Annotated in this window: 15 protein-coding genes and 1 pseudogene; 6 read left to right on the top strand and 10 right to left on the bottom strand. The window is 68.1% G+C overall.

The window, feature by feature from the left end:
- Window position 1 precedes the first annotated feature (1 nt).
- Genes J7E25_RS08605 through J7E25_RS08595 form a run of 3 tightly spaced genes read left to right on the top strand, consistent with a single transcriptional unit; the run spans window position 2 to window position 2762 of the window.
- Complete coding sequence (locus J7E25_RS08605; protein ID WP_214869721.1) at window positions 2–946, top strand: carbohydrate ABC transporter permease; 945 nt, start codon at window positions 2–4, stop codon at window positions 944–946.
- A complete protein-coding gene (locus J7E25_RS08600) occupies window positions 943–1773 on the top strand; it encodes a carbohydrate ABC transporter permease (RefSeq protein WP_214869720.1) in 831 nt (276 codons plus the stop codon). Before J7E25_RS08605 ends, J7E25_RS08600 begins: the two co-directional genes overlap by 4 nt.
- 35 nt (window positions 1774–1808) lie before the next feature.
- Window positions 1809–2762, top strand: coding sequence for a sugar phosphate isomerase/epimerase (locus tag J7E25_RS08595; RefSeq protein ID WP_214869719.1), 954 nt, complete (start codon window positions 1809–1811; stop codon window positions 2760–2762).
- A gap of 10 nt (window positions 2763–2772) precedes the next feature.
- On the opposite strand, the gene J7E25_RS08590 is transcribed toward J7E25_RS08595, so the two are convergent.
- Complete coding sequence (locus tag J7E25_RS08590; RefSeq protein WP_214869718.1) at window positions 2773–3258, bottom strand: cell wall metabolism sensor histidine kinase WalK; 486 nt, start codon at window positions 3256–3258, stop codon at window positions 2773–2775.
- On the opposite strand from J7E25_RS08590, the gene J7E25_RS08585 reads away from it, so the two are divergent.
- Window positions 3216–3662, top strand: a complete 447-nt coding sequence (locus tag J7E25_RS08585; protein ID WP_214870038.1) for a GNAT family N-acetyltransferase — start codon at window positions 3216–3218, stop codon at window positions 3660–3662. The two genes, J7E25_RS08590 and J7E25_RS08585, sit on opposite strands and share 43 nt — an antisense overlap.
- Window positions 3663–3678: 16 nt before the next feature.
- On the opposite strand, the gene J7E25_RS08580 is transcribed toward J7E25_RS08585, so the two are convergent.
- The 9 genes and pseudogenes from J7E25_RS08580 to J7E25_RS08545 all read right to left on the bottom strand — a co-directional run bounded on the left by J7E25_RS08580 (window position 3679) and on the right by J7E25_RS08545 (window position 13568).
- Entirely contained in the window at window positions 3679–4581 is a 903-nt protein-coding gene (locus tag J7E25_RS08580) for an SDR family oxidoreductase (protein ID WP_214869717.1), read from the bottom strand.
- Window positions 4582–4607: 26 nt separating this feature from the next.
- A complete protein-coding gene (locus tag J7E25_RS08575; RefSeq protein ID WP_214870037.1) occupies window positions 4608–5057 on the bottom strand; it encodes a PRC-barrel domain-containing protein in 450 nt (149 codons plus the stop codon).
- Window positions 5058–6018: 961 nt separating this feature from the next.
- Window positions 6019–6468 (bottom strand): annotated as a pseudogene (locus tag J7E25_RS17845) (glycosyltransferase family 39 protein); the annotation flags it as partial.
- Between the two features lie 266 nt (window positions 6469–6734).
- Window positions 6735–7997 carry an ABC transporter substrate-binding protein gene (locus J7E25_RS08570; protein ID WP_214869716.1) on the bottom strand — a complete coding sequence of 421 codons (1263 nt, stop codon included), beginning with the start codon at window positions 7995–7997 and terminating at the stop codon, window positions 6735–6737.
- Window positions 7998–8091: 94 nt separating this feature from the next.
- A complete protein-coding gene (locus J7E25_RS08565) occupies window positions 8092–8919 on the bottom strand; it encodes a carbohydrate ABC transporter permease (protein WP_214869715.1) in 828 nt (275 codons plus the stop codon).
- Window positions 8916–9896 carry a sugar ABC transporter permease gene (locus J7E25_RS08560; protein ID WP_308164448.1) on the bottom strand — a complete coding sequence of 327 codons (981 nt, stop codon included), beginning with the start codon at window positions 9894–9896 and terminating at the stop codon, window positions 8916–8918. Before J7E25_RS08560 ends, J7E25_RS08565 begins: the two co-directional genes overlap by 4 nt.
- Window positions 9897–9992: 96 nt before the next feature.
- A complete protein-coding gene (locus tag J7E25_RS08555; RefSeq protein ID WP_251038892.1) occupies window positions 9993–10994 on the bottom strand; it encodes a LacI family DNA-binding transcriptional regulator in 1002 nt (333 codons plus the stop codon).
- A gap of 20 nt (window positions 10995–11014) precedes the next feature.
- The gene (locus tag J7E25_RS08550; RefSeq protein ID WP_308164447.1) at window positions 11015–12544 is read right to left on the bottom strand and encodes an alpha-L-arabinofuranosidase C-terminal domain-containing protein; all 1530 of its coding nucleotides are present in this window, start codon (window positions 12542–12544) and stop codon (window positions 11015–11017) included.
- Between the two features lie 100 nt (window positions 12545–12644).
- On the bottom strand, window positions 12645–13568 hold the full coding sequence (locus J7E25_RS08545; RefSeq protein WP_251038891.1) for a LysR family transcriptional regulator: 924 nt from the start codon (window positions 13566–13568) through the stop codon (window positions 12645–12647).
- 102 nt (window positions 13569–13670) lie between these two features.
- Between J7E25_RS08545 and J7E25_RS08540 the strand changes: the two genes are divergently transcribed.
- Together J7E25_RS08540 and J7E25_RS08535 are read left to right on the top strand one after the other, a co-directional pair.
- A complete protein-coding gene (locus J7E25_RS08540) occupies window positions 13671–14543 on the top strand; it encodes an aldo/keto reductase (RefSeq protein WP_214869714.1) in 873 nt (290 codons plus the stop codon).
- 44 nt (window positions 14544–14587) lie between these two features.
- On the top strand, window positions 14588–15523 hold the full coding sequence (locus J7E25_RS08535; RefSeq protein ID WP_214869713.1) for an aldo/keto reductase family oxidoreductase: 936 nt from the start codon (window positions 14588–14590) through the stop codon (window positions 15521–15523).
- Window position 15524 lies beyond the last annotated feature (1 nt).

The following is a 15524-nucleotide window of genomic DNA, read 5'->3' as shown; positions in this document are numbered from 1 at the left end:
GATGGCCCTCGAGACCAGCTCGGCGGGGGTGGCGGCGGTGAGCCGCCCCCTCCGCTGGGCCAGCTCCCGGCGGCTGACGCCGGGGCCCACGGGCGTCGCCTGGCTGTTCGTGACGCCGTTCCTCGTGATCTTCGCCGTGTTCACGGCGGTGCCGGCCGTGATGGCCGTCACCCTCACGATGACCGACATCGGCGTCGCCGACCTGCGCGACCCGCTCGGGGTGAACTTCGTCTTCCTCGACAACTTCCAGGCGGTGCTCACGGCGCCCGCCTTCCTGCGCTCGGCGCTCAACACGGTGATCTACGTGGGAATCGGCGTACCGGTCACCATGGCGATCGGCTTCCTGCTCGCACTCGCGCTCGACAGCGGCATCCGTCGGGCTCGCCCGGTGTTCAGGGCCGTCATCTACCTGCCCGTGATCGCGAACGTCGTCGCGGCCGCGATCGTGTGGCAATACGCCTTCACGCTCAACGGACCGATCAACAGTTTCCTCGCCGACCGCGGGATCGCGGGTCCGAACTGGCTCGGCACGCCCACCACGGCGATGATCGTCGTACTCCTGCTCACCATCTGGCGCACCACCGGCACGTGCATGGTGCTCTTCCTCGCGGGCCTGCAGGCGGTGCCCGAGGAGGTGCACGAAGCGGCATCCCTCGACGGCGCCGGCTACTGGCGGCGTGTCTTCCAGATGACCCTGCCGCTGTTGCGCCCCACGACCCTGCTCGTCACCGTGCTGATGAGCGTGATGTTCCTCAACATCTTCGACGAGCCGTTCCTCCTGACCGAGGGCGGGCCGCTGGGCTCGACCAAGTCGGTCGCGCAATGGGTCTACGAGCAGTTCGGGTTCGGCAACATCTCCAACGCCATGACCGGCTCGATCGTGCTGCTCCTCGGGGTGCTCATCGTGTGCGTCGTCCAACTCCGAGTGCTGAGGCCGAAGCAATGAACCGTCTCCACGTGGTGCGGGCATCAGGGCTGTACCTGGTCCTCTGCCTCGTCAGCGCCCTCATGCTGCTGCCGTTCGCCTGGGTGGTCTTCGGCGCGTTCAAGACCCAGGGCGAGTTCACCGCGAACCCGGGCGGCTGGCTTCCCGAGAGCTTCGCGAACCTGCAGAACTTCGTCGTGCTGTTCACCGAGGAGGGATTCGGCGGATTCCTCGTGAACAGCATCATCGTCTCGGCGGTGACCGTGCTCGCCAACGTGCTGTTCTGCTCGATGGCCGGCTATGCGCTCGCGAAGCTGCCGTTCCGCGGCCGTTCGCTCCTGATGGGGTGCGTGCTCGTCGCGATGACCGTGCCGTACGTCGCGCTGTTCGTGCCGCAGTTCCTCATCATCGTGCAGCTCGGGCTCGTGAACACCCTCGCCGGCATCATCGCGCCGATGCTCGTGATGCCGCTCGGCGTGTTCATCATGCGCCAGTTCGCACTCTCGATCCCCGACGAGCTGCTCGAGGCGGCACGCATCGACGGCGCGGGGGAGTTCGGGATCTTCTTCCGCATCTTCCTGCCGCTCCTCGGCCCGGCGATCGCCACCGTGTCGATCTTCACGTTCCTCGCGTCGTGGAACTTCTTCCTCTGGCCACTCGTGGTGGCGCAGACCGAAGACGTGTTCACGCTGCCCGTCGGCCTCGCGATCGCCTCGCAGCAGGCGAACACCACCGCCTACGGGTTGCTCCTCGCCGGTGCGATCGTCGTGCTGCTGCCGGTGCTCATCCTCTTCCTGTTCCTCCAGCGGTACTTCATCCAGGGCATCGCGACGGCAGGACTCAAATGACGATGGCATCGGATGCCGCAGAGAGAGGACCTCGCGTGACGATCGCACGTGCGCAGCTCGCGCTGAACCCCATCCAGTGGATCAACATCAAGGCGAACCCCGACGACCCGTCGAGCGCCGACCTCTGGCTCTTCGCCGACCCCGCCTTCCGTGCCGACTACCCGGCCGTGCTCGGCAAGGTGAAGGACGGCGGGTTCGACACGGTGATGATGCAGGTGCTCGACACCCAGACGCTGCAGGACTACGAGCGGATGGTTCGCGAGGCGGGCCTGAGCCTGGCGCCCGGCTACTGCCAGGTCGGCCTGCCCGAGGATCACGGCCACGCGCTCGCTCCGGGCAGCGCGGAGTGGGTGCGCTGGTTCGACGGAGTCCGCCGCGCCGCCGAGGAGTCGAACTACTTCGGACTCGAGACGGTCTTCCTCGCGCCCGAGATGGCGTGGGATGGCGCCTCGCGCACCGTGACCAGGTCGGCGGTCGGCGCGGCCTTCGACCAGGGCCGACTCGACCGGGTGGTCGAGGTGCTCGCCGAGGCCGCCCGGATCCTCACCGACGAGGGTGTGCGGCCGGGGCTGCACAATCACGTCGGCACGTGGGTCGAGACCGAGTACGAGATCGACTACGTGCTCGATCACATCGACGCGGCCCTCCTCGGCGCCTCGTTCGACGTCGGCCACCTCGCGTGGGCAGGCGCCGACCCCGTCGCGATGCTCGCGAAGCACCGCGATCGCCTCATCGACGTGCACGTGAAGGACCTCGACCTCGGTGTCGCCGCCGCGAGCCGCGAGCAGCCGACCGACTACCGGTCGACCGTCGATCGGGGACTCTTCCTCGAGCCGGGCCTCGGCGACCTGGATCTCGACGGATGCCTCGGCGCCCTGCCCGATGGCTTCGGCGGCTGGGTGATCATCGAGGTCGACCGGGCGTCGATGGATCCCGACGAGAGCGTGCACGTCAGTCGCCGCTGGGTCGAGCGGGCCTTCCCGGCCTGACCGCGGCGGCTCAGGTCGCGACGGCGGTACTCGCGACCGCCGGAGACTCGGTGTCGGCCATAACTGCATCGACTCGGTCGGCGCCATCCGCGACCACGCCCTCGTGCTCATCGAGGCACACGCGCGGGAGATCCACGAGGAATCGCCTGCCGGCAGCGCTCGTCGCCACCGTCACCGTTCCGTCGTGCGCCTCGACGATCGACCGGACGATCGCGAGCCCGAGTCCGGTGCTGCCGTTGGCCCTCGTGCGCGACGGGTCGCCGCGCACGAACCGTTCGAACAGCACGGGCACGAGCTCGTCGTCGATGCCGTTGCCGTCGTCCGAGACGGTGAGCTGCACGCGCGGGCCATCGGCCCCCGTGGCATCGCGGGTGTTCACGCTCACGGTGACGTGGGTGCCGGTGGGAGTGTGGGTGCCGGCGTTGGCGAGGAGGTTCGCGATCATGTGGTGCAATTGCTCGGCATCGCCCTGCACGAGCACCGCCTCGCCGAGCATCGCGTCGTCATCTGCGCCACCGGACCCGCCACATCCGGCTCGAGCAGGCGGGCGACTTCATGGCACTCGCCGTGGAGCTCGACGGCCGCCTCATCGGCGACGTCTCGCTGCACCTGCGCGAAGTGGATCCCCGTGGTCGACGTGCGGAGATCGGCTGGATCATCGGCACGGAATGGGCCGGCCGCGGGTACGCGACGGAAGCCGCCCGTGCGATGCTCCAGTTCGCGTTCGACACGCTCGAGGCGCGCTACGTGACCGCGGTGATGGATCGCGACAACGAGCGCTCGCACCTCCTCGCCCGCCGTCTGGGCTTCCTCGACATCGCCGAAGCGGGAGGCGAGCGAACGCTGCTGCTCAGTGGTGAGCAGTTCCGGCGCAGTTCACAACGGCGCAGCCCCGTCTGAGACGAGCGGCTCGGTCTCATCGGTCGGCGAACAGCCGCAGGTCGCGGAGCCCGAATCCGCCCGGCTCGGGCAGCGCGCTGCGGATCTGCTCGGCGGTGAACCGTCGGCGAGGCAACAGGTCGTCGGGAACGGATGCCGCGGGCGGCGCCGCATCGACGACGCCCTCGGCGAGCATGCGCACCTGTGCCTTCGCGACGAGCGGCACCGTCATCGTCCACTCGGTGAGCTGTGCGAGCGCGTACAGCGCCCAGACGGGCGCCGGAACGACGACGACGCGACGGCCGAGCACGGCGGCGACACGGCGCACCGCCTTGCTGAGGAGGAGCTGCTCGGCTCCGACGACGGCGACGGTCGCTCGCGGCATCCGCCCGTTCACGGCAGCTTCGAGGACGTCGGTGAGGTCTTCGATCGGGATCGGGCGGATCGGCTTCTCACGGAAGCCGACGGTCGCGAAGATCGGAATCGTCTGCACCGTGCGGCTCAGGTGGTCGACGAGGTGGTCGCCGCGGCCGTAGATCATGCCGGCCTTGAGGATCGTGTAGTCGAGCCCCGAGGCGCGGATGAGCTCTTCGGCCGCCCATTTCGACTCGTGATACGGCGACCCGCACGAGGGGCGGGCGCGCAGGAAGCTCAGCATGATGATCTTGCGCACACCCGCTCGCTTCGCCGCCTCGATCACGGTGGCGGTGCCACGCACGTGCACGCGCTCGTAGGTCTGGTCGCCGATCTCCCGGTTGATGCCGGCGCAGTGCGCCACGACGTCGCAACCGGCGAACGCGGCGGTGAGGGCCTCCACGTCTTCGACGTCGACGCCCGTGCGGCGGGAGATGACGACGGCGCTCCCAGGCGGCATCCGCTCGGCGAGGTGGCGCCCGACGAAGCCGGTTCCGCCGGTGATGGCGACTGTGGATGCCTGCATGTGGCGAGCCTACGGGTGACTCGCTCCTACGTCTCACTCTCCGGCGGTGGCCGGTTCGGCTCTCGAGGGAATCCAGGTGGGCCGATGTATCCGGGCCCCCAGAACGGGACGAACCCGTAGTACCCGTAGATGTCCTCGAGGTAGCTCGGTTCGGCGATCAGATCCGGGTCGTACGCGGGCGCGCCGGCCACGTTCTCGCGAGTGAGGTCGACGGTCACGACATCCTCGTCGACGCGGCTGACCGCATCCACGGGAATGAACGACTGCCGTTCGCCGAGGCCGAGGAAACCACCGGAACCGACCACGAGGAATCGCACCCGGCGCTCGTCGGGATCGATGAGCAGATCTTCGACCCTGCCGAGATCCTGCCCGGCCCTGTCTTTGACCGAACGACCGCGAACTTCCTCCTCCTCGGTTGCGACGCTCAATTCGCTGTCGCTGAGCTTGATGAGTCCGGGATTCGATTGAGCTGGCATCAGAGGCTCCCTTCCTGACTCTCCTGTCCACGCTAGGAGGGGGCGCGATCGGCTTCAACCCGTTGCGTTCGTACACCGTCACCACATCGGATATCAGCGCCACGCGCTCGACCGGGTCGAAGCCCTCGAGCCGAAGCGTCGCGGTGTCGTCGTCGACGCCGTGGGGGCTCCGCGACACGACCACGACCCGATCGACCCCGTCGAGCCGGTCGCTGACCTCGACGAGGGGCGCCGTGACATCCCAGAGGTGATCGGTCTCGTCGTAGGGGCGCACGAGTCCGAGGTCGACGAGGCCGTCGAAACCATTCGGATAGGAATGCATCGCGAGGCGCGGCCGACGCGACGGGCGAACGCTCTCATCGAACACGATGCCGTCGCCCGGTTCGGTGAGTTCGGCGACGACCTCGGCGACCGTCTGCCAGTCGGTGCCGTCGTTCTTCCAGTACGGGCTGCGCTGATCCAGGTAGGCGGGAACCGCGAGGGCCGCGACGACGACGATCGAGGTGACCTGCATCCACCGGTGCGGGAGCGCGGAAGCGGCGATCGCGATCAGGATCGCTGCACCGGGCGCGCAGAATGCCAGATACCGCGGGGTGTACCCGAGTGAGGTCGTCGCGGCAACGAGCACCAGCGCGGCCGTCGGCACGACGATCCACACGGCGCCGAGGAGGAGCAGCCGCCGGCGATGCTCGCTCCAGGCGTGCTCGAGGCCCCGGGCGGTGACGACGACCGACACGACGATGAACACCCACGCGACGAGCGCGACGGTCTCGAGCATGAACCACTGCTCGACGAGCACCGCTTGCGCCGTGACGGCGCGCCACGGCCTGCTGAACGCGATCTGTTCGCGCTGCATCACGGCGACCACGCCGATCGGTGCGGCGAGCAGCGCCGCGCTCGCCCAGGCGAGCAGGAAGGGACGGAGTCGGATGCCGCGCAGCCGCCCTGCCCGACGCAGCTCGAGGGCGACGAAGATGGCGTGCACCGGGATGAGCAGCGCGAGGTGCAGCAAGAGATATGTACCGAGCGCGAGCCCGAGCGAGTACACCCACCACCAGCCCCGGCGCATGCGAGCGTCGAGCAATCGCAGCATGAGCAGGGTGAGCCAGACGCCGGCGGCGGTCGCGAGTGCCAGCGATCTGGCCTCGGTCGCGAGGAAGGTGACCCGCGGCAGCACGGCGAAGACGGTCGCGGCGATGATCGCCGTCTCGCGCGCCGCGCGCCTGCGCACGAGCAGGTACAGCCCTGCGGATGCCGCGCCGACGGCGATCCCCGACGGCAGTCGCACGGCGAACGGCGAGGCGCCCACGAGGTCGATCCACACGTGCAGCAGCGCGTAGTAGAGCCCGTGCACCGCGTCGACGGTGCCGAGGAGCGCCCAGAGCGACGCCCAATCCCGACGCGCCGACATGATGCTCGCAGCCTCGTCGCCCCAGAGCGACGGGATCCACGTTCCACTGATGGCGACGATGGCGGATGCCGCGCCGATCACAACCGCGACGCGTCGGTCGCTCCAGCGGGCGGTCGAGTGTTCGACGATGTCGGAGCCGATGCGTGCGGCTCCGCCGGTCACAAGCATCACGCCCATCATCCGCCTCGCGGCATGGAATCGCGAGCAACACGAGTGAACGCCCGGCCCTTGGCGGGCCGGGCGTTCGCGGGTTCCGGTTCGCGAACCTACTCGCCGGACTCCTGGGCGAGCCGCGCATCGAGGGCTGCGCCAACGTCGGCAGGCGTCGCCTGGCCTTGCGCCATGAGCTGGATCTGCGCGACGAGGTCGGTGTAGAGGGCGTCCTGATAGCGGGGCCACGAGATCATCGGCAGGTAGAACTTGCCGTCGAGCAGCGCCTGGAACGGCACCTCGAGCGACTCGTCGATCGTCGGCGTGTAGTTCGACGTGGTCGTCATGTCGTTCGTCTTCTCCTGGAAGATCCGCACGCCGTCCTCGCTCGCGAGGAACTCGAGGAACGTCTTGGCGGCCTCGGGCTCCTTCGCCTTCGAGTTGATCGCGTAACCGGGCGAAGCGGCACCGGTGAAGAACGGCTCGCCGCCCTTCTGCGGCACACCCGCGAACGTGAAGTTCAGGTCGGGGTTCGCCTCACGGATCGCCCCGATGTCCCACGGTCCGGCGGTCATCATCGCGACACGGCCCGCGGCGAACTCGTCGCGCACCTGCTCGCCCTTGAGTCCCACGACATCCGGCGAGATGAGTCCGTCCTCGAAGAGCTGTTGCCACGGCGTGAGCGGCTCCGTCCAGAGCTCTTCGAACGTCGACTTGCCGGCGAAGATCTCGGCGTCGACCGTGCCGCCGGCCTCGAAGTTGGCGAGCCCGACACTCGAGCCGAGCGACGTCGGGAAGCCCTGCCAGGACTCGAGGAACGGAACGACACCAGCGTCCTTGAGGGTCGTGAGCGTCTCGACGAACCCGTCCCACGTCGTGGGGAACTCCGTGATGCCGTGCTCGGAGAGCAGGTCGACGTTGTAGACGATGCCCGATGCCCACGACGAGAGCGAGAGCCCGTAGGCCTTGCCGTCGGGGCTCGCGTAGGTGGCGGTGTTGAATTCGGATGCGACATCCATGAACGGCTCGTCGGTGAGGTCGGTGACGAAGCCGCCTTCGATGAGGTTCGTCTTGTTCTCGGCGGCGATCACGAACACATCGGCGGCGGTGTTCGAGCCGAGGCGATTCTGCAGCGTCGAGATGTACTCGGCCACCGGGGGAGCGTTCGAGAACTCGATGCGGATGTCGGGATTCTCCTTTTCGAACGCGGCGATGACCGGCTCCATCGTCTCTTCGTTCGACCACGAGAAGAAGGTGAGCACGGTGCGGTCGTCGGCGGCGCCCGCGGTGCATCCGGTGAGGACGGCGGCGGACGTGATGGCGATGGTCGCTGCGAGGGCTCGCAGTGCCCGTGACCGGGCGGGGAACGGATGCTTCATTGCTGGCCTTTCCTGTTGGTGTTGTTGTTGGTGCTGGTTGATCGATACAGACAGCGGTCGTCGGCATTGCCGCCGGTTCGGCGTTGACCCGTGGCTACCCCTTCACGCTGCCGGCCACGAGGCCGCGCACGATGTAGCGCTGCATGAAGATGAAGAAGACGACCATGGGAATGAGCACGACGACGCTGAGGGTGAGGAACATCGGCCAATCCGTCGTGAACTCGCCGACCGCCTTGTAGGTCTGCAGCACGAGCGTCTGCTTCTCGGTCGAGCTGATGAACACGACGGGGGTCAGGAAGTCGTTCCACACCCACATCGTCTGGAAGACGCCGACTGTGATGAGGATCGGGCGGATGAGCGGCAGGGCGATGCGCCAGTAGATCTGCCAGGGCCCGGCCCCGTCGATGCGCGCGGCCTCGATCACCTCGCCGGGGAGCGTGCGCATGTACCCGACGATGAGGAAGTAGCAGAACACCGAACCGCCCGAGTAGAGGATGACGAGGCCCTCGAGCGTGTCCACCAGCTGCGCCTGGCTCAGCATCCGGTAGAGCGGGATGAGCGTCACCTGGCCCGGAACGAGGAACGCGATCACGAGCAGCACCGTCACCAGTCGCGATGCGCGCATGATGACGGAGAACGCGGCCATCGACCCGATGAGCAGCATGAGCAGGATCGCCGCCGCCGTGACATAGACGGTGTTGACGAACGACTGGGCCACGGGAATCTCGCTGAACACCGTGAGGTAGTTGTCGAGGTTCAGGGTGGTCGGCAGTGCCAACGGCGCCATGGTGGTCTCGGCTTGCGTCTTGAACGTGTTCACGACCACGTAGTAGAAGGGGAGTCCGATGACGCACGCGAGCGGGATCATGATGAGGCTCGTCGCGATCGCGCCCGGGCGGGTGAGGGTTCGTGCTGCACTCATGAGAGCCGCCCTTCGAGTCGGCGAGAGACGATGAGCTGCGCCGCGACGATCGCACCGACCGCGAGCATGAAGATGACCGCGAGGGCGGAGGCCTGCCCGTACTTCGCCTGGGAGACGCCGTTCTGGATGATCGTCTGCGTGATCGTGAAGGTCGAGAACCCCGGCCCGCCCCTCGTCAGCGTGATCGGCAGGTCGTACACCTTCAGGCCTCCCGTCATGAGCAGTAGCCAGCTCACGGTCATCGCCGGCATCAGCAGCGGCAGGGTGATGTAGCGGAATCGCTGGAACGCGGATGCCCCGTCGATGCGCGCGACCTCGTAGTAGTCGTCGGGGATCGACTGCAGGTAGGCGAGGTAGAGGATGGCGTGCCATCCGGTGCTCGTCCACACGCCGACGGCGATCACGCTGAGCTGGGCGAGCGTGCTGTTCGAGAGCCACGGCACCGGCCCGATGCCGACGACCGACTGGAGCAGCGAGTTGAGCGCTCCGGAGCCCAGCGGGTTGAGGATGAATCCCCACACGAGGCCGAGAATGGCGACCGAGGGGATCGCCGGGAAGAAGTAGATCGCGCGCACGAAGTTGCGCCCGATGAACGCGCGGTCGAGGGTGACCGCGAGCGGGATGGCGAGGGCGGTGATGAGCACCGTCGTCGCCAGTGTGAACATCAGCGTGAACCCGAGCCCGGCGAGCATCGACGGGTCGGTGAACACGTTCTCGTAATTGCGGAGGCCCACGAACGCGGCGTCGGTGCTGTACCCGTTGAAGTCGGTGAAGCTCCACCAGATCGACTGCACGAGGGGGATCAGGAAGAGCGCCACGAAGACGACGAGCATCGGCACGAGGAACAGGCCGATCTTGAGGCGATCCGCTTGAAACGTGGGGCCGTTGGTCGACATGGGGGAGGTCCACCACCGTGCGGCGCGGGTGCGCGTCGTGATGGCAGCGGTCTCCGTCGGACGCTCGTCGATGAGGGTCACCTGATCTCCTTCGATCGGCGGAATCGTGGTCCGCACTCTACCTGTATCGATATAGACGCGACAAGAGCGAGGGTGACGAATGGGGGAGCGGCATGCTCAGGCCGTGGACTCTCGCGCGACGACGCGGAACGAGCTCACGAACTCGCGCGGCTGCCACTCGGTGTCGCCCGCGATGCGCCGCAACACGAGATCGACCGCGAGGGCGGCGACCTCGTCGTGGTCGGGATCGACGGTCGAGAGCCGGGGGATGCTGTACTCGCCCTCCTCGATCGCGTCGAAGCCGATCACGCGCACGTCTTCGGGCACCCGCACCCCACGGTCGGCGAGCCCGCGCATGACGCCGAGCGCTACCGTATCGGTGATGCAGACGATGCCGTCGAACGCGGTGCCGGAATCGACGAGCCGCTCAGCTGCGCTCCGGCCGCCGGCGAGCGTGAGCTCGGGTATCCCGATCGAGAGCGCGGGATCGAACTCGACCCCGGACTCCCGGAGAGCCCGGATGTAGCCGCCGTGGCGAAGGCTGCTCACGTTCGGGGGCAGCGAGTCGTTGCCCTCGACGATGGCGATGCGCCGGCTGCCCCGCGCGATGAGATGCCGCGTCGCCGCGAACGTGCCCTCGACATTCGGGAGGGCGATGTGGTCGACCGGGCCCTCGAACACCGTCTCGCCGAGGATCACCATGGGGAAGTCCACTCGCAGCAGCTCCCGGTCGGCGGTGCCCAGTCCGACCGCCGAGAGGATGAGGGCGTCGTACATCCGGTTGCGCGACGACACGATCGCGCTGAGCTCGTTCTCGCGATCGGCGCCCGTCTGCTCGATGACCACGCGGTATCCCGCCGCCGAGGCTCTCGCGATGATGCGAGAGGCGAGTTGGCCGAAGTACGGCCGGTCGACCTCGGGCACCGCGAATCCGATCGTGTTCGTTCGCCCGGCCCGGAGGTTCCGGGCCGCGACGTTCACGCGGTACCCGAGGTCGTCGATCGCACGGAGCACGCGGTCGCGTGTCTCGTCGCGCACGTGCGGATAGTGGTTCAGCACGTTCGACACGGTCATCGTCGAGACGCCCGCGGCTTTCGCGACATCCTGCATCGTGACCATGGCGGAACTCTATCGCCGACTCATCCGAGGGTGAGCGAGACGGTTGCGAAGGAGTGCGGCGGGAGCGTGACCCGCAGCCCGCGGTCGTCGGCCTCGATCGCGGTGAGCTCCGTCGGCGCGACGGCCTCGGGTTCGGATGCCGTGTTGTGCGACTGGAGCTGCGCCCCGGTCAGCACCCGCCCGGCGTGAGCCGTGACGGCGCGACCCCGCAGGTCGAGCACGACCTCGAGCGGCCGCTCCGCATCGAGGTTGCTCAGCGAGACGAGCGCCGTGTCGTCGCGCGTGCTCGCCGACGCCGAGAGCACGTCGAGGGGCCGGCCGGCCTCGGTGCGGGTCTCGGGCCGTTCGACGACGTGCACCGCGAGCGACGTCGCGTCGTGGTGCCCACGGTTCATCTCGAAGACGTGATACGTCGGGGTCAGCACGAGCGCGCCCGTCGCCTCATCCGTCAGCAGCATCGCCTGCAGCACGTTGACGGTCTGCGCGATGTTCGCCATGACGAGCCGGTCGGCGTGCCGGTGGAACACGTCGAAGTGCACGGATGCCACCAGGGCGTCGCGTATGGTGCTCTGCTGGTGGAGGAACCCGGGATTCGTGCCCGGCTCGACGTCCCACCACGTGCCCCACTCGTCGAGCACGAGCCCGACCTTCTTGCCGGGGTCGTAGGCGTCCATGACGGTCGCGTGCGCCTCGAGCACGCGCTCGACGTCTTGCGCCTTGCCCATGGTCGCGTAGTACTCCTCGGTCGTGAAGGCCGTCGCGCTGCCCTTCTCCGCCCACACGTCGACCGTGTAGTAGTGGAACGAGATCGCCTGGAAGATGTTCGTGGGCTCCTTCTGACAGCCGAGGCAGTTCAACGACTCCATCAGGGTCTTCGTCCACTTGACGTCGTCGTCGGACGCCCCCGCGGCAATGCGGTAGAGCGTGTTGCCGCCGTGGTCGCGGCAGAAGGTCGCGTAGCGGCGCGCCTCGTTGGCATAGTGCTCGGCGGTCATGCTGCCGCCGCAGCCCCACGCCTCATTGCCGATGCCCCAGAACGGCACCTTCCACGGCTCGTCCCGGCCGTTCTCGCGCCGCAGCCGCGCCATGGGGCTGTCGCCGGCGCGAGTGAGGTACTCCACCCACTCGCTCATCTCCTGCACGGTGCCGCTGCCGACGTTGCCGTTCACGTAGGCGTCGGCGCCGAGCAGCTCGCAGAGCGCCATGAACTCGTGCGTGCCGAAGTGGTTGTTCTCCTCGATGCCGCCCCAGTTCGTGTTGACCATGCGCGGGCGATCGGCTTTCGGGCCGATGCCGTCGCGCCAGTGGTACTCGTCGGCGAAGCATCCGCCCGGCCACCGCAGGTTCGGGATGTCGATGCGTCGCAGCGCCTCCACGACGTCGGAACGGATGCCGCCCTCGTTCGGGATCGGCGAGTCCTCGCCGACGTAGAAGCCGCCGTAGATGCAGCGGCCGAGGTGCTCAGCGAAGTGGCCGTACAGATGGCGACTGATCTGGGGTCCGGGCACGTCGAGATCGATGACGGCACGGGCGGTGAGTGGGTCGGTCACAGCGGGTCTCTCCTTTGAAGCCTCAGTTGAACACCTGACTGTATCGATAAAGAGTCCGAAACGGAACCGCGGTTCGAGGGAGAGTGAGCGGGTCGCAGGACTACGTCGACGGCTGCAGCTGCCGGGGGTCTGCCTCGACCACCGACCGGCGCAGCTCAGCGTCGAGGATCTCGAGCAGGAGCGGAGCGGATGCCGCGACCGGGCTGCCCGTGATGGCCGACACGACCCACTGCGGCGTCGAGCTCTGCGGAAGCTGCACCGAGACGAGCCCGGCCGCTTGCGGCTTCGCCGCGACGTGCTGCGGCACGAGCGCGACGCCGAGTCCGCGGTGGATCAGGTCGAGCAGCGTGTGCACGTCGTTGACCGTGCAGCGCACTCGCCGACCCACGCCCTGTGCAGCGCACGACGCCTCGTTGAGCGAGCGCACCGCCCACGACTCCTGGAAGTCGATGAAGTCGAGGTCGCGCAGGTCGGTCCAGTCCACGCGCGTCGAAGCGGCGAGCGGATGCTCCGGAGGGCACAACAGCACGACCGGCCACCGGCCGAGCTCCGTGCTCGACACGCGGGTGAGGTGATCGGTGGTGGCGACGAAGGCGACGTCGAGCTCGCCGTCGCGCACCTGTGCGACGAGGTCGTGCGAGCCGGCCTGCGTGAAGTGGATGTCGACGAGCGGGTAGCGGCGGCGGAATCGCTCGAGCAGCGAGGGCACGTCGACGATGCCGAGACACTGCTCGGCGCCCACGCGCAGTGCGCCCGAGAGTTCGCGAGTCGCGCGCACGACGGCATCACGGCCGGCCGTGGCCTGGGCGAGCATGGCGCGCGCGAAGGGGAGCAGCGCCAGTCCGGCATCCGTCGGCTCGACTCGTCGAGTCGTGCGCGCGAACAGCGTGGTGCCGAGCTCGTCTTCGAGGCTGCGGATCGCGGCGGAGAGGCCCGACTGCGAGACGTTGCACACCGCGGCCGCCCGGGTGAACTGCTGCTCGTCGGCGAGGGCGACGAGGTACTCCATCTGGCGCAGATCCATTGATCACTCCGGGTTCTGAATACCATCACTGGTAGTTGTTGGACTTCTAGCTTGCGGCTGCCTAGGGTGAAACGCAACCCACACGACAGGAAAGGCTCATCCGTGCAGCAACGAACCATCGGAACCCGTTCGGTCAGTGCGATCGGACTCGGCGGCATGCCCATGTCGATCGAGGGACGCCCCGACGAGGCCAGGTCGATCGCGACCATTCACGCGGCGCTCGACGCCGGCGTCACGCTCATCGACACCGCTGACGCCTACCACCTGCATGCCGACGACGTCGGCCACAACGAGGAGCTCATCGCCCGTGCCCTGCGTTCGTACGCCGGTGACACCTCCGCGGTGCTCGTGGCCACGAAGGGCGGACACCTCCGCCCAGGCGACGGCAGCTGGACGCAGAACGGGCACCCCGACTACCTGAAGGAAGCCGTGAAGGCCTCGGCGCGACGCCTCGGCGTCGACGCCATCGGGCTCTACCAGTTCCACCGCCCCGATCCGACGGTGCCGTACGCCGACTCGATCGGCGCCATCCGAGACCTGCTCGACGAGGGCATCATCGAGATGGCCGGAATCTCCAACGCGAATGTCGCCCAGATCGACGAGGCGAACGAGATCCTCGGCGGGCGCCTCGTCTCCGTGCAGAACCAGTTCTCGCCAGCGTTCGGCTCGAGCCTCGGCGAGCTGGAGCACTGCGCCGCGCTGAGCATCGCGTTCCTGCCGTGGTCGCCGCTCGGCGGCATCCGTCGCGCCGGTGACGTCGGCCAGGACCACGCGGCATTCCAGGATGTCGCCGACGCCCACGGCGTCAGCCCGCAGCAGGTGGCCCTCGCGTGGGAGCTCGCACTCGCACCAGTGGTCATCCCGATCCCCGGTTCGTCCCGACCCGAGAGCATCCAGGACTCCGTGCGGGCCGCCGAGCTCGCCTTGACCGACGACGAGCTCGCTGAGCTCTCCCCGCTCTCGCGGGCGGCCTGACCACGCGATACCTGAGGAGCACCATGAAGACCTTGAGGAATACCATGAAGACCTTCACCCTGCCCGGCACCGAGATCGTCGTCCCGAACGTCGTGCTCGGCCTCATGCGCATCCCCGACAAGACCGACGACGAGGTCCGCGAGCTCGTGCGCACTGCACGTGACGCGGGCATCGACTTCTTCGACCACGCCGACGTCTACGGCAACGACCTGCACGGCTGCGAACGCCGCTTCGCCGAGGCGATGAAGCTCAGCCCTTCCGAGCGCGCGGAGCTCACGATCCAGACGAAGGCGGGCATCGTCAGGGACGGCCCCTACTTCGACTTCTCGTATGAGCACATCATCGAGTCGGTCGAGGGATCGCTCGCCGCGCTCGACACCGACTACATCGACATCCTGCTGCTGCACCGCCCCGACGCGCTCGTCGAGCCCGAGGAGGTCGCCAAGGCGTTCGACGAGCTCGAGGCCGCCGGCAAGGTGCGTGCCTTCGGCGTCTCGAACCACACGCCGCGGCAGATCGACCTGCTGAAGAAGTACGTGCGCCAGCCGATCGTCGCCAACCAGCTGCAGCTGTCGATGACGCACGCGCCGATCATCGCCCAGGGTGCGGCGGCGAACATGCTCGCCGAGAGCCAGTCGATCTCGCTCGACGGCGGCGGAATCGTCGACTACTGCCGCCTCAACGACATCACGGTGCAGGCCTGGTCGCCGTTCCAGGCGGGATTCTTCACGGGCGTCTTCCTCGACTCGCCCGAGTACCTCGAGCTCAACGTCGTGATCGACCGGCTCGCCGCCGCCTACGACGTGCCGCCGATCGCCATCGCGACCGCGTGGATCACGCGGCACCCGGCGAACATGCAGGTGGTGCTCGGCACGACGAGCCCCGAGCGCGTCGCCGACGCGGCGCAGGGCTCCGACATCCCCCTGACCCGGGCGGAGTGGTACGAGCTCTTCCGCGCCGCAGGGCACCTCGTTCCGTAGC

This window comes from Agromyces sp. ISL-38 (genome assembly GCF_018613935.1).
Lineage (GTDB): Bacteria > Actinomycetota > Actinomycetes > Actinomycetales > Microbacteriaceae > Agromyces.
Note: the sequence above shows the minus strand (reverse complement) of the source record. Positions and strands in the feature narration are given on the sequence as shown.

Bases quoted from the DNA above. Each gene is read 5' to 3' on its own strand.
- J7E25_RS08605 (WP_214869721.1), top strand. From the start codon at position 2: ATGGCCCTCGAGACCAGCTCGGCGGGGGTGGCGGCGGTGAGCCGCCCC.
- J7E25_RS08600 (WP_214869720.1), top strand. From the start codon at position 943: ATGAACCGTCTCCACGTGGTGCGGGCATCAGGGCTGTACCTGGTCCTC.
- J7E25_RS08590 (WP_214869718.1), bottom strand. From the start codon at position 3,258: ATGCTCGGCGAGGCGGTGCTCGTGCAGGGCGATGCCGAGCAATTGCAC.
- J7E25_RS08580 (WP_214869717.1), bottom strand. From the start codon at position 4,581: ATGCAGGCATCCACAGTCGCCATCACCGGCGGAACCGGCTTCGTCGGG.
- J7E25_RS08575 (WP_214870037.1), bottom strand. From the start codon at position 5,057: ATGCCAGCTCAATCGAATCCCGGACTCATCAAGCTCAGCGACAGCGAA.
- J7E25_RS08570 (WP_214869716.1), bottom strand. From the start codon at position 7,997: ATGAAGCATCCGTTCCCCGCCCGGTCACGGGCACTGCGAGCCCTCGCA.
- J7E25_RS08565 (WP_214869715.1), bottom strand. From the start codon at position 8,919: ATGAGTGCAGCACGAACCCTCACCCGCCCGGGCGCGATCGCGACGAGC.
- J7E25_RS08555 (WP_251038892.1), bottom strand. From the start codon at position 10,994: ATGGTCACGATGCAGGATGTCGCGAAAGCCGCGGGCGTCTCGACGATG.
- J7E25_RS08545 (WP_251038891.1), bottom strand. From the start codon at position 13,568: ATGGATCTGCGCCAGATGGAGTACCTCGTCGCCCTCGCCGACGAGCAG.
- J7E25_RS08535 (WP_214869713.1), top strand. From the start codon at position 14,588: ATGAAGACCTTCACCCTGCCCGGCACCGAGATCGTCGTCCCGAACGTC.